This is a genomic window from Butyrivibrio sp. VCB2001, assembly GCF_000423965.1.
In the GTDB taxonomy this organism is placed as follows: Bacteria; Bacillota; Clostridia; order Lachnospirales; family Lachnospiraceae; genus Butyrivibrio.
On sequence record NZ_KE384119.1, the window covers coordinates 166,503 to 181,215 of the forward strand.

Here is a 14,713-nt window from a genome sequence, read left to right on the forward strand (position 1 = left end):
AGTATTGTTATTACCTACAATCGTTACAGTTACATCGATAGGATTGATTGTTACAAAACCATCTGTTACGTTGAAGGTTACCTCTCCAAAGTTTGAATTTGAAGTGTAGAAATCTGTCTTAGTAAGGCCAATATAAGTAGTTCCAGCATTGGTTCTCTTAGCTACTGCACCATTCTCATAGTTTTCTGCATGGAACTGAACGTCAGACTCCTTAAACAGATTATTGCTGATATCTGTTACTTTATAGCCTCTTGCAACATGCTCCTGACCATCATAATCTGTTGTAACACTATCACCAACGATTGTTACTGTTACATTGATAGGAGTTATAGCCTGATATCCGTCAGTTACATTGAAAATAACTTTAGCAAAGTTTGCGTTATTGTTCTTAAACTGCTCTGCCTTAAGTCCCATATCTGCCTTGCCGGCATCTTTTCTTGTTGCACTAGCTGTTCCACTGAATGTGAAGTCAGACTCTTTGTAAAGCTTGTTGCTAATCTCAACATCATAGCCTGTTACAGTATGGTCTTTTCCATCATAGTCAGTTGTGTTGTTATGACCTGTGATCGTTACAACTACTTCATCAACAGCTGTGATTTCCTGATAACCGTCTGTTACATTAAAGGTTACCTTGTCAAAGTTAGTATTTTGGTTAGCAAACTGTGATGCATCCAGATTCATGTTGGTTTTTCCAACATCTTTTCTCTTAGCTGCTGCAGTTCCGCTGAATGTAAAGTCTTTTGTTTCTCCATCAACCTTATAAAGATCTGAACTTGCTGTAGCTGTATAACCTGTAACCTCGTGTTCTTCACCATCATAGACAGTTGAATTGTATTTACCTGTTATAGTTACTGTTACATCGATAGGCTTAATTTCCAGATAACCATCTGTTATGTTAAAGGTTACCTTATCAAAGTTTGCATTCTGGTTACTGAACTGAGATGCCACAAGGCCCATCGGATATTTTTTAGCATCAATTCCTTCAGCTGAAGCTTCTCCGCTGAAAGTAAAGTCGTTTTCAACATCATAAAGAGTTGAATCAGCCTTAGCTGTATATCCTGTTACACTGTGCTCCTTATTATCATAAGAAACAGAAAGTGTATTACCTGTAATTGTTACAGTAACATTGATCTTCTTGATCTCCTGGTAACCGTCAGTTACGTTGAAGGTTACTTTGTCGAAGTTCTTGTTGCTGTTTCCGAACATATCAGGAGTAAGTCCCATCATGGTCTTACCAGCATCAGTTCTCTTAGACTCGGCGGTTCCGCTAAAGGTGATATCAGATTCTTTATAAAGAGTATTACTGATATCAGTCACTTCATAACCTGTAACAACATGCTCAGATCCATCATAGTCAACACTGCTGTTATTACCAACAATAGTGACAGTGATGTCGATAGGAGTAATCTCCTGATAACCATCAGTTACTTCAAAGGTTACTGTCTCAAAGTTTGTATTTGTGTTTTTGAACTGAGAAGCTGCAAGACCCATATCAGTCTTACCTGCATCTGTTCTTTCTGCTGAAGCAGTTCCGCTGAATGTAAAGTCTTTTGTTTCTCCATCGACCTTATAAAGATCTGAACTTGCTGTAGCTGTATAACCGGATACACTATGCTTTTCGCCATCATAGGCTGACGTATTACTATTACCGACGATTGTTACTGTTGCATTGATCTTCTTGATCTCAACATAGCCATCTGTTACCGCAAACTCTACGTCCTTGAAGTTATTATTTGAGTTAACAAACAGTTCCTTTGTAAGACCCATCTCGGTCTTGCCGGCATCTGTACGCTTAACTTCCGTAGTTGTTCCTGTGAACTTAAAGTCATCCTCAGTGTAAAGAGCATTTGAGAAAGATACATCATATCCTGATACGCTCTTCTCTTTTCCATCATAATCGTAACTGCCAGTGCTACCTTTGATTGTAACGATAACAGAGATAGGATCGATCTTCTGATAACCATCTGTTACTTCGAATACAACCTTCTTGAAGTTATTATTGTTGTTTTTAAACTGAGTGTTGGAAAGACCCATCTTGGTCTCGCCAGCATCTGTTCTCTTGGCAACTGCCTTATCTGCAAGTCTGTCTGCCTGTCCATCTCCATCATAGTCAAAGATGAAGTCAGACTCTTTGTAAAGCTCATCGCTGATTGTGATATCATAGCCTGTTACAGCGTGTTCCTGTCCATCATAATCAGCTGTGTTGTTCTTACCAACAATAGTTACCTTTACTTCTTCAACAGGAATAATCTCCTGGTAACCATCTTTGGCAATAGTAAATGTTACTTTGTCAAAGTTGTCATTATTGTTCTTGAACTGGCCAGCTTCAAGACCCATATCGGTCTTGCCGGCATCTTTTCTCTTTGCCTCAGCTGTACCACTGAATGTGAAGTCAGACTCTTTGTAAAGACTGTTGCTGATCTGAACATCGTAACCTGTTACGGTATGCTCCTGTCCATCATAAGTTCTTGAATCAAAACGACCAGTAATAGTTACAGTAACATCAATCTTAGTAATCTCAACATAACCATCTGTTACATTGAAAGTTACTGTTCTAAAGTTATTGTTCGTATTGGCAAACTGACCCTCAGCGAGACCCATCATGGTCTTTCCGGCATCAGTTCTTGCTGCAACCGGCTTGCCGCCTTCAAGTGTCATTGTTTCAGCAGGAGTAAATGTGAAATCAGACTCTTTGTAAATAGCATTACTGATTTCTACATCATATCCAACCTGTTTATGCTCTTCTCCATCGTATGCAGCAGTCTCAGTCTTACCTTTAATAGTAACTGTTACATCAATAGGATCAATTGTAAGCTGACCGTCAGAAGCTATAACAAAATTAACATCAGTAAAGTTGCTGTTGCGATTTTCAAAGCAATCTTTTGTCAGCCCCATCGTGTATGGTCCAACATTTGTTCCCTTTGCTGCAGGCATTAACTTGCCATCTTCTGTTACAGTGGCAACACCCTCTGCGCCAACAAATGCAAAGTCGTTTTCAGTGTATCCATCACCAGAGATTGATACTGTATAGCCAGCTACACTCTGCTCTGAGCCTGTGTAGTTCTTAGTTGCAGTGTTACCCGTAATAGTAACAGTAACCTTTACAGGTTTATAAAGAACATAAATGACATTGTCATCACGCTCTTCTATTACATAAGGAACATTTTCCTGCTGAACACCATCCTGATAACCCATAGTAGGTTTCTTATAATTAAGTTCAGCCAAGGTTAAGCGGATCTCTGTTCCTACATCAACCTGTTTGCTTTCTGTCTTATATATAAAGTGGACTTTGTCTGTATTATTTGTTATTTCTCCCTTATAGTACTCAATGGTATAAGAACCAACCATCTTTTCCCAAATTGCATAAAGAGTATTAGGAACATCAGGGTTTCCATCACCGTCTGCATCAGGAAGATTGTCTGCTGCAATTGTTACACCCTGGGCAAGTTCTTCTGCGCTAAGCCAAACCTGTCCATCAGAAGTCTTAGACCATCCCAGGAATTTGTAATTTGCGCGTGTAAATCCTGCTTCAGCAAGTGTAAGAGCCTTTACTCCCTCATTCTTAAAGAGTTTAGGATCAACACCCACTACCTTATCATTACCAACACCACCGTTTGCCTTGTAAGTAATAGTTGTTGTCTCTGTTGAAGAACCAGGAGCTCCTGTCTTCTGGTACTGAGCTGTGAGAGTAACCTTCTTATCCTTGATAATGTCCGAAGTAATCTCAAAGCTGTTGTTAGGATAGTACATGGTATTCTTAGAATCACCATTTATCATCCAACCAATAAATGTATAACCGTCTTCAATAGTTGCTGGCGGAGCAGCAACTACGACAGCTGAATTAGTTGCATAGTTATACTCGTCCACAAAAGGATTGCTTCCGTGATCTGCAGCGTCGTAGACAATATTAACTGTTCCGGGATTGCGCCACTTAGCTGTAAGGTTTACATCCTCTGTTATTTCAGCAAAGTCGTAAGCAAATCCGGTCTTATCATCAAACCATCCAACTAGCTCATATCCTGCCTTTGTTGTACGGTAAATTGATTCCTTCTCAATCTTATCCCCGTAATCAAGGTCGAACTCTGCAATCTGTCCCTCAGGAAGTACTCCACCATCAGCCTTGAGTGATATGTGGTAGCGATCCTTCTCATAGTGTGCATAGAGCACCTTGTTGGCAGCCGGCATTACTGAATCCCAGTTAAATTTTTTCTGTCCATTCTGGTCTTCATACCATCCTTTGAAAGTGTAACCGGGAAGATTCGCTAATTTAGGAGCAAGATTCTCATAACTGTTGAGCTTCTGTTCGAAAAGAATAGCATCAAAACTATCATCAACATCTGTTACATCAGAAGTTGTTCCATTGAAGTTATCCTTGAAAGAAAGTGAGTAGCTCTTTCTTGCAAAGCGAATCTCTAAGTCTACATATCCAGTTGGTACAGTTGTTCCATCGTTATTACCTGTACCCGCAACTGCATCAGCCCATTCTGACCAAACTTCTCTTTCAGAATAGACATCTTCATAGTGACCATCATGCCATCCTCCCCAGCCCCAGTATCCATCAACCCACTCTCGACCAGAAACATAACGCTCGATAGACGATGTTCTGTACTGAACAGCCTCAAAACCATTATACTTGTTAGTTATTCCGAAAGCTCCTCCACTAGAAGTAGTTTCGTGAGCCATATACCATGTTCCATCTAAATTCTCAGTATAGAAACGAATTTTATTATCACCTGATTGAGCGTATCCGTACTGAGTAAGCGTCGTTCCATCAGCGCTTACACCCTCAAGACCTTTGAACAGGAATGCGTTAAGATACGTCAAAACTGTGCCGTTGTTTGTCCATCTATACTCTGTCGGCCATGAATATCCATTCTGAGCAAGCGTCTGGCCATACAAACCGGTATATTTTCCTTTAGACCATGTACTCCAACTGCCTCCCCAACCACTACTTTTATATGTCTGGAAGTCAATCGTCATCAGATCACGATCAAAGTATACATTTATAACCGTATCACCCTTTGCACGAACGCTATCAGTTACGGTCTTAATACCATTCTTCAAATAAACAACTTCAAACCACTTATAATGGAATCCCTCATCGTGCTGTGACTTATAGGAGCTAATGCTGTTCTCATTAAGCGTTGTTCCTGTAGCAGCATTAAGTGTATAGCTTGCCTTGAAGTCATAAGTCTTTTTAGTGTTATCTGTAGTATCCTTGCTATCAGTAATCTTCTGCTGCCAAAGAATTACTGTATATGTAGTATTCTGATTTGCTTCCCACTTAGCATAAACAGTTGTGTCCTGTGTAAGTGGCGTATTCCAATTAAACTCATCACCTGTTACCATTCCGGCAGACTCATCTTCAGTCTTTACCTGGCCGGTGTACCATCCTTTAAAAGTATATCCCGGACGTGTTGGTACAGGAGCCTCTGCCTGAATAGTGCTTGGAGCATTGCCTTTTTCAACGTGAATGGGCGCTGTGTAGCTTGCTCCACCGCTTGAAATCTTAGTTTCTCCCTGGTAAGCATCATCATTCTCATCAAATGTGATCCAAAAAGCGTCAACTACAACAGCATAGAGCATTTTGTCTTTTCTTGCGTCAATCTTGTCAACAACAGCCCTGTCATCAGCACCTGACTGCATCTCCTCTTCTGTCCTGGTATCCTTGTCCTTAGACCATCCCTTGAGGGTCTGTGTATCCTTGGCAGGCTCATAGTGAGGCATCTCAGCCTTAGTTATCTCAACAGGCTTTGTTGTGTCGGTTGTTGTTTTCTTAAGTACCTGAACAACTTCACCCGCTGATCCTATAAATGTTACATAGTATGTAGTCTTAATCTTGGCATAAGCGTTGATTGTCTTCTGTGATTCAACTTTGCCGACTTCTCCAAACGTAACCTTAACTTCCTGGTCGCCTTCTGTATAAAACCATCCGAAGAACTCCTGATCTTTTTCAAGAGTTGGAATTCCAGGATCTGCAAGAGTCTCTCCCTGCTTAACATACTGGGTGTTATAAGCTTCTGTATCAGTCTCATTTATGTAGAAATTATATGTAAGAACTGCCTTCTCATCTTCTTCGTGTGTTGACTGACCTTCCTCAGCAACGATGAAGATAGAGAACTTGTTCGCATCAAACTCAGCACCTGTATCTGATACAGCTGCTTTCTCAATCTCATTTACCTCACCATCATGCTCATGAAGCATAACAGCATCATTACTCTCAATAGCCTCATCAAAAGAGATGCTTACATGTACGTATTTTGAATCAGCAGGCTGAAGTTCAACACCATCCTTCTTAAAAGTAATGTCAACGGCCTTAGCCTTCTTAACATTACCTTCACCAAGTGACTTCTCAGCGAGCTCTACAGCTGTATCATCATCAACCGCACTAATAACGATCTCTGTTCCCTCAGGGAAAAGACCTGGATCAGCAGATACAGATACGATCATATCGCCGGCTTTAACATTGTCTGCAGAGATTGCAGGCATTGCTGTCTCGATATCCTCAGCTGCAAGGAAATTAGCTGTGAAAGTTGCATCCTCTGTTACATCAGAAGGAACGAAGGTAGCATCGGTACTAACCTGATTGCCATCCTCGTCTGTCCAATCAACGAAGGTGTACTTGTCATTCCAAGCGGTTGCTGTTGAACCCTGGAATGCAGCATCTTCCTTATTAATATCAACTTCTTCGGAAGAAGTGGATACCCTACCACCCTTGCTGGCTTTGTAGGTAACCTTTACGAGCTTCTCCTCGACTACAGTTTCGGTTTCCTCAGGCTCTTCTTCCTCAGTCTCCTCTGTAATCTCTTCCTCAGAAGTTTCCTCCTCTGTAATTTCCTCCTGGGTCTCTTCGTCCGCTGTAGGTTCCTCTACAACCTCCTGTGTAGGCTCAGTAGGCTCGGTTACTTCTGTAACCTCCTGTGCAGACTCTTCATTGCTTTCTGTAACTTCTTCAGCAAAAGACAAGTCTGCCATGCCATCATCATCTGATGACAGATCAGTTTCGATTCCCTCTACCGCGTAAGCTCTGGCAGTTGCAAAATCACTACCAAAAGTAGTTGTTACAAGAGCTATTGCCAGTAGGAATGATAGAAATCTGTTCCACTTGTGTAACATAGTCTTTCGACCTCCCTTAAATAAAATGACAACAAATTACCAAAAAACAGTTAATAAAACGAAATTACGATGTCTTGGTCTCTCTGACCTCTATTTGTGCTTCGCCGGCCATTGCCTCGTCCATCAGACGAACAAGTTCCAGCGCGCTTCTAAATCGCTCTGATCGATTCTCTTCAGCCCAGATCACCTGACCTTGCCAGGTACCGCGCTGACAATACTCGATCTTTACGACAAAGGTGCCTTTCTTCTTATCTATATTCTGATTAGTATTACTTAATGAATCGTAGTTTTTCATAACACAAAAATCCCCTTATGAAGTCCATTATAGAAAATGACCCATCATACAATCAATCAAAATATTGATAAATTTTGTAAAATAAGGATAAAATTTTGATGTCTTTTTCTTATCGCTTCTGCGTACAAAGGACCCAAACCTTTCGGAATGGGTCCTGTGCAGTTTAAATTATTAGGGAAAAGAGCTTTTAGCTCTAAGCCTTATGCTTCCTCTTCCTCTTCTTTCTTCTTATTTGTAAGAAGAACTGTTGCTGCTACAGCTGCTGCGATGATAACTGCAATTACTCTTGATGTAGTATTTGCTGTATCCTCTGTTCTACCTCTTCTTGCTCCGAGAACTGCTGCCTGAGGTCCTTCAACCTCTCTTGTTGCTCCAAGAACTGCGCCAGCCGGAGGTGCTGCAGGTGTTGCAGGAGGTGTAGGAGGTGCAGGAGGTCCTGGAGGTGTTGGAGGTCCAGGAGGAGGTGTTGTACCGGTAATCGTAAATGTACCGTTAACAAGCTCTACTTCGTAGTTGTTAATATCTGCAAAATCAGCCTGTTCCTTCTTATTGTTGTGGATTGTGTATGATCCAACTGCCTCACCTGCGTCACGATTTAGTGTATAGAAATCTTTGAGCATTTCTTCATACTCAGCCTTGATAGCTAAATCTTCACCAAGAAGGCCTGTAACTGTTGCTGTGAGCTCAGGTTCTGCTCCGCCTACAACCTTACTCTTATTATCAGCTGTGATTGTAAGAGGTGCCTTTGTGATTGTGAGCTTCTCTGCAAGTCCTTCATCGTTGATCTTGAAGTTTGCAGTTACATCATCTTCACCAAGGTAAACCTTGTAATCTTCACTATATGTGAAGTTGTATGATCCAACGTCTCTGCCTTCTGCAGTTACTACGAGATCCTTTACAGTGTAATCATTACCCTTGTACTCAAATGTCAGATCTTCATCTGCTGCATCAGCCTTAATTGTAAAGAAGTCTGCAATTGCTCCCATGATTTTATCGATGGTTGCCTGTACAGGATTCTCGCTCTCTACAACGCCGATACCGGGTCTGATCACGTACTTCTGAGTGTATCCATTGTAAGGAGATACGATTTCCTCTGCTGTAAGTGAGATTGCGATAGGCTCATCTGCATTTACGATGATAAGCTTACCATCTTCAAGATCGATCTCACCCAGTACAAAGTTCTTTTCCTCAGGATTGAGTTTGAACATATCTTCCTCAAGTCCCATAGGATACTCGTTTGGAGTAATGCCCTCTGCAAGTGCAACGTTTTCGTCATAGATTATTGCTGTGATGTCAAAGTCAGGAGTCTCTACATCTGCAACTTCTATAACTTCTGCCTTAAATTCTTTGAAGCCTTTCTCCTGCTGCTTCTCGCCGTTGAACTTCTTGACAGGATCACTTATGTTACCCTTAATTGTAAGGTTTACAGTACGAGGTGTGATCTCGAGGTAACCATCCTCTTCTATTACAAATGTTACCTTCTTAAAGCTCTTACTCAGGTTCTTGAAATCAGTATCTGCAAGTCCCATGTTGTACTTTCCAACATCAGTTCCAACTGCGCCTGAATCACCTGTGTACTCGAAATCTTCCTCGGTGTAGAGGTCATTGCTGATACTTACAACATCGTATCCTGTTGTGCTCTGTTCCTTACCTGTGTAAGGTTTTGTTTCCTGATTACCCTTGATTGTTACTATTACTTCATCAATAGGTGTAATAATGAGTTTGCCGTTTTCAGTTTCAAATGTAACGTACTCGAAGTTCGTGTTGTTACATACGAACATCTCAGGATTAAGTGAGAGTTCATACTCATCAACTTCTTTACCTGTTACTGAAAGTGTAAGGCCATCTCTGAGTGCAACTTCGCTGTCCTGAATCTTCTGGGACTCCTCAACAGTTGCGCTATAAGTAATCTCTTTTACCTCAAATCCAAGATCTCCGGCCTCATCAGGTACTGTCTGGTCCTGTCCATTGAAAGTCTTGGTGTATGTCTTACCTGCAACTTTGATAGTTACGGTAATAGGTGAATAAACAACATCAATGTACTGAGGATTTGTGATTGCGCCTGTTGCATCATACTCGCTGGCTACAATTGTAAGAGATGTAGGAGATGCTACACCACCCTGATAGCCTGCAGGTCTCTTCCAGTCAATCTGACCTTCTGCTGTTCCTTCCGGTACTGAAACAACTTCACCGGGATCGATCTCGGTGTAGGATTTCTCTCCGAGCAGTTTAGGAGCACTACCAACAAAATCAGGATATTCCTCATAATATCTTATTGTGTAAGCGCCTTTATTGGACTTCCATACTGCATAGAGTGTGTTGTCTTTAGGATTACCTTCATTGTCCTCATTATCTGCAATGATGTATTCCTCACCAAGCTCTATTGCTTTTTCACCGGCTTTTGCAGCCTGCTTATCAATATTCCAACCGATAAGCTCATGTCCTGCATATGCAAAACCTGCACCTGCTGCGTCATCTGCTGTCCAAGCCTGGATTGCTTCATTTACACGAAGCTTATGTGTCTTTCCTTTTACTGTTACTGTAGAAATTGTTGTAACTGTTCCTGTGCCTTCGCCCGGATCATAAGTTACTGTTGTGTAAACATCGTCTGTTCCGGCGCCGGTCTTTTCATAGAATGCACGAAGTACTACTTCATTGATGGTCTCTTCGCCTTCAACTCTTGTTCTGATATAGCTATCATCGATAGTGAAGTTAGCATTCGGGTAGTAAAGAGCAACTCTGTTGTCGTCCTTATCAAGGAGTTCCCATCTTATGAAGGTATATCCCGCAGGAGCTGTAGCACCTGCTGTAACAACTACTGTTGAATCAGCTGCATAGGTGTAATGGTCTCTCTTCTCATCAGGAAGTGTTCCATTAACTGTAACTGTCTCGCCGTCAACAACTGCTGTACCCTTCTCCTGATATACGATCTTAACTCCGCCGAGTTTTCTCCACTTAGCGTAGAGGTTAACGTCAGCTCTTACCTTGCCGTAATCGTATGGTTTGTTGTCTGATACATTAAACCATCCAACGAGCTCATAGCCAGCTCTCTTGAAATTAGAAGTGATAGCGCCCTTATCTACTTTTTCGTCGTACCATACCTTGAAATTTGTTTTCTGGTCGTTCTCAATAACTACATCGTCTGCTCTCAGGTCAAGTGTTACATTATATTTGCCCTTTGTCCAAACAACATACGCACGTGTTTCGTTGTTAGCAGGCATTGTCTGATCCCACTCAAACGGCTCACTTCCTGCTTCATCTTTCCAAAGGACTGTGTCACCATCTTTCTTGATCATATAGCCTGCAGGAGGTGTAAGACTGTTTGCAAGAGCAATAGCCTCTTCCTTCTTGCCGCTAAGTTCTGCTTCATAAAGAAGCTTGTAAACCTGCTCCTCCTTAGGTGTGGTCTTAGTAATATTTTCGGGATGTGCAGGGTCAATAGGCTCTGTTACGCTGGCAACTGTGAAGTTATAGTAGTTACGCTCATATCTGATATAGAGATCGGTATATGTATAATGCCATGTTCCATACCAGTCCTGATATGCACTTCCGAACTGGAAGCTGTCGCCATCATGAGTGGGTATCCAAGTATTCTTGTCAAACGAATATTCCTTAACAGTAAATCCTCTGTATTTATTAGAAGAATACCACGTTCCATATCCGCTATTCTGTGTGGAGTTTGTCGGATCTGAAGGATATGTTCCATTAAGGTTCTGAGCATAATGATTGATAGAATGCTCTCCTTCCGGTGTGTCAGTACTATAGAAGTCCAGGCTTTCCAAAGTACTAAACTGGCTAAGGAAGGTCATACGAGTTCCGGAAAGGGATCCAGCATCACTTATGCCTTTTCCTTCATGCCAAACTCTTTCACTTGGCCATACATATCCGTACTCAGAAAGATCCTGCCCATAAAGGCCTGTAAATGTTGACGGATTATAAGCCTTTATATTCTCAACCTGATAATATGAGCTCCAGCCACTGCCATGACGCTTAACTTCACATGTATAGAAATTATAAGTGATCAGATCTCTGTCATAGTTAACATAAACTATAGTTGTTCCCTTAGGAGAAATCTTTTTTCCTTCATCAGCTTTAAGGTTTACAACCTTGAAGTTAGGATTAACTGTGAATCCATCAAATTCCATGCCCATAGCTGCAGAAAGCATGCTTGCATTAATCTCTTTATCTGCATCATAACCGGTGATAACCATGGAACTATCGTAATCATATGTCTTCTCAGCATCACTGGCATCCTTGTCATCCTTAAGGTTCTGTTTCTGGATGATTACTGTAAACGGAGCCTTGCCGAGCTTCCATCCTGCAAAAATAGTAGTTGCTGAATTTATTGATGTATTGAAATTAAACTTTGTTGTACACTCTGCTGTTGTATACCAGTCAGTAAATACATAGCCACCACGTGTAGGATTTGCAGGTCTTGTTGCCTTTTGGCCCATCTTTACAAACTGCGGAGGTATGTAAGAAGCTCCACCGCCTGCGCCACCATCATTCGAATCAAAGTTTACCCAGAATCCATCTTCAATCTCTGCTACAAGAACCGCATTGTTAGGATCGCTTGCATCAAGTAAAGCTCCATCTGCATAGAAGTCGCCCTTAAGGTTCTTCCAGCCTGTGAAATTCTGAGTATCTAATTTAGGCTGAACTGTGATATCCAATGTGATGTCAGTTGACTGACCTGCATCAATATCTACGTTCTTAACCTGAACAACCTGTCCATCAACACCCTTAAATACAATGTGGTATGTTGTTGTAACTTTTGCTCTTACCTTATAATCTGCATTTGCAGCGATATCACTCTTAGGTCCAAACGCAACTTCTGCGCCCCAGGTATCACCGTCAACGATGAACCATCCCTTGAATTCCTGATTTGACTCAAGATCCGGAATACCGGGGTTGTTGAGAGTTTCGCCGGACTTGATAGACTGCTCTGAAACTACGTTCCATGCGCTGCCATCATAAACTTCGAATGTGTAATTCTCAACCTTACGCTCAAGGCCGGAATCCTGATTTGAAATAATGTATACAGAGAACTCATTTGAAGCAAATGAAGCTCCTGTAGCATTACCTTCGCCATCTGTGCTGATGCTTGCACCAATAGTCTCAACATCGCCGTGGTCATGAACTACTGCGAAGTTGTCACCTTCAAGTGCCTCAGCCAGTGACATTGTTACTGATACATACTTGTTGTTTGCAGGCTGGATCTCGTTGCCGTCTGCATCATTGAAAGTAATGTCAACACCCTTAGCTGCTGTAGCTGTAGGAATCGCTTCCTGTGCAGTAGCAAGAGCCACGTCATCACGGATTGCTTCGATTGAAACTGTTGTGCCCTTAGGGAAAAGACCTGCAGGAGCACTTACAGATACACTAATACCGCCGGTTGTCTTGGACTCGCTGATAGAAGGCATCTCTTCGCCGATGTTTTCAGCTGCTTTGAAGTTTGCCTTGAAAGTTGTGTCCTCTTCGATGCCGGCAGGAACAAAAGTAGCATCTTCAGAAACTACTTCGCCGTCCTTTGTCCAGTTAGCAAAGGTATACTTGTCGTTCCAAGGAGTTGCTGTTGCACCTTCGAACGCTGCGTCTTCTTTATTAATATCAATGGACTCAGATTCTTTTGAAACTGATCCGCCGAAGCCTGACTCATAAGTAACAGTGACGATCTTCTCCTCGCCTTCTGCTGCCTCAGGCTCTTCCTCAGGGTCTTTTACCTCTTCCTCACCCTCAGGATTCTCGGGATCCTCACCCTCTGGGTTCTCGGGATCCTCTTCGCCGACTTCCTCGTCGACTCCATCTATAACCTCTTCGGGTTCCTCGGGGGCAGGAGCAGGTACTTCTTCCACTACCTCCTCTACCTCAGGAATCTCCTCGGAGATTTCAGGTGCAGACTCTTCGGGCTCTGCAGCCTCTTCGATCGTTGTTTCTCCCTCTTCCGCATAAACCTTAGCTGTTGCAAGATCACTACCAAAGGTTGTGATCACAAGAGCTAATGAAAGGAGAAAAGCTAAAAATCTGTTCCACTTTCTAAACATTTAAATTACCTCCCTCATAAGATAATTTCTGTTACTTTAAAAATTTTACAAAAAGACCTATCATACTACCCATCATATTGTGACCAAATTTTGTTCAAAATGTGTTCAAATTGTGTCCTAAATTCTAAACTTTTTATAAATTGGCGGTTTATAGGTTCATTGTATAGGCTTTATCGGCAACAGAATTACTATATATAGTCAATTTATTCGATTTATTAATATTCTGTTATCATTTCTTTTCGTTTATTTTATTGTTTCTTAATCGTTTTCGTTCGCTTTTTCGCTTATACTATATCTTGTAATTTAAATAATTGTGTTGGGAAAAAGAGTTTTGTTTCTCGAGTGGGATTGAGAAAGAAGTATGGAGAAAAAGGGTATGAGAAATTTAAAGAATAATAAGATACGTTTGATTGATTGTGTTTCAGACCTGGCTCTGGCAACAATCATACTGGGAATCGCCATGATAATATTCGGTGGCACAATGATCGCTGGAAGCGCCATGAGCATGATGAAGGGCTACAGCCTCCTGGGCGGCTCATCACACCTGCTGTTCTTTGCAGTAACCCACGGAATCGTGTTCATAACAGATGGTATACTGCTTTCAATATTCTGTTTCCTGGTTGCCACCACAAGCCCCCTGGCAAACTCATTTAGCATGTTAAGCGGATTCGCATTCTTTTGCATGATACTCGATACTACCGCCCTGATCATGGGTGCGGCACTTGGAGCGAATGCCTTCGGCGTCGTAGTTTCCGTCGCAGGCCTTGCAATTTCAGGAATCATCGCATATCTGATCAGGAAGATGCGCGTTACTGCCGAGAGAATGAGACAGGCACAGGCTTTCAATGTGGTTAGCGGACTGAAGAAGGTTGGATGATTGGGCATTACTGATTGGAGAGGAATATTAATATAAGAAGGAGCAGCCTTTGTACCAATGTCATTAAGTTAAGGGTCGCGAATCAATCAAAGATATAATAAAGAGAGACTGATAGCATTATTTCAGTCTCTCTTTTGCTTTTTATGGTATGCCTAATAGGCAGACGCTAATCTGCCTAATCATAATTATGAATTCAAGCACAGTTATGCTACTCTATATAAGAAGCCACGGAAAACTCTTGGCGCGAAATTTCGCTCCCAGTTCCTATCTGGCCGAATTGGCAAGAGGTTCTTCGAAATAACGGCTTCCAAAACTTGTAGCGTTGTTTTTCTGCGGTAATATAGTCTGCACATATGGACTGCTACTGTAAAGTTTGCTTTA

General features: G+C 41.8%; 4 protein-coding genes. 1 reads left to right on the plus strand and 3 read right to left on the minus strand.

Annotated elements, in window-relative coordinates:
- From G589_RS20750 to G589_RS0118315, 3 genes are all read right to left on the minus strand, one after another.
- The coding region (locus tag G589_RS20750) for an InlB B-repeat-containing protein (protein WP_035776629.1) at positions 1 to 7,116 on the minus strand (7,116 nt) is incomplete at its 3' end.
- Positions 7,117 to 7,180: 64 nt separating this feature from the next.
- Positions 7,181 to 7,411, minus strand: coding sequence for a hypothetical protein (locus G589_RS0118310; RefSeq protein ID WP_051192608.1), 231 nt, complete (start codon positions 7,409 to 7,411; stop codon positions 7,181 to 7,183).
- Between the two features lie 200 nt (positions 7,412 to 7,611).
- Positions 7,612 to 13,455: an InlB B-repeat-containing protein gene (locus G589_RS0118315; RefSeq protein ID WP_026523133.1), complete on the minus strand. Its 5,844-nt coding sequence runs from the start codon at positions 13,453 to 13,455 to the stop codon at positions 7,612 to 7,614.
- A 376-nt stretch (positions 13,456 to 13,831) separates the two neighbouring features.
- On the opposite strand from G589_RS0118315, the gene G589_RS0118320 reads away from it, so the two are divergent.
- Positions 13,832 to 14,332: a hypothetical protein gene (locus tag G589_RS0118320; protein ID WP_155832590.1), complete on the plus strand. Its 501-nt coding sequence runs from the start codon at positions 13,832 to 13,834 to the stop codon at positions 14,330 to 14,332.
- Positions 14,333 to 14,713 lie beyond the last annotated feature (381 nt).

What these genes read in the sequence shown, in the direction of transcription:
- G589_RS0118310 (WP_051192608.1), bottom strand. Translation starts at nt 7,411, where the DNA reads ATGAAAAACTACGATTCATTAAGTAATACTAATCAGAATATAGATAAG.
- G589_RS0118315 (WP_026523133.1), bottom strand. Translation starts at nt 13,455, where the DNA reads ATGTTTAGAAAGTGGAACAGATTTTTAGCTTTTCTCCTTTCATTAGCT.
- G589_RS0118320 (WP_155832590.1), top strand. Translation starts at nt 13,832, where the DNA reads ATGAGAAATTTAAAGAATAATAAGATACGTTTGATTGATTGTGTTTCA.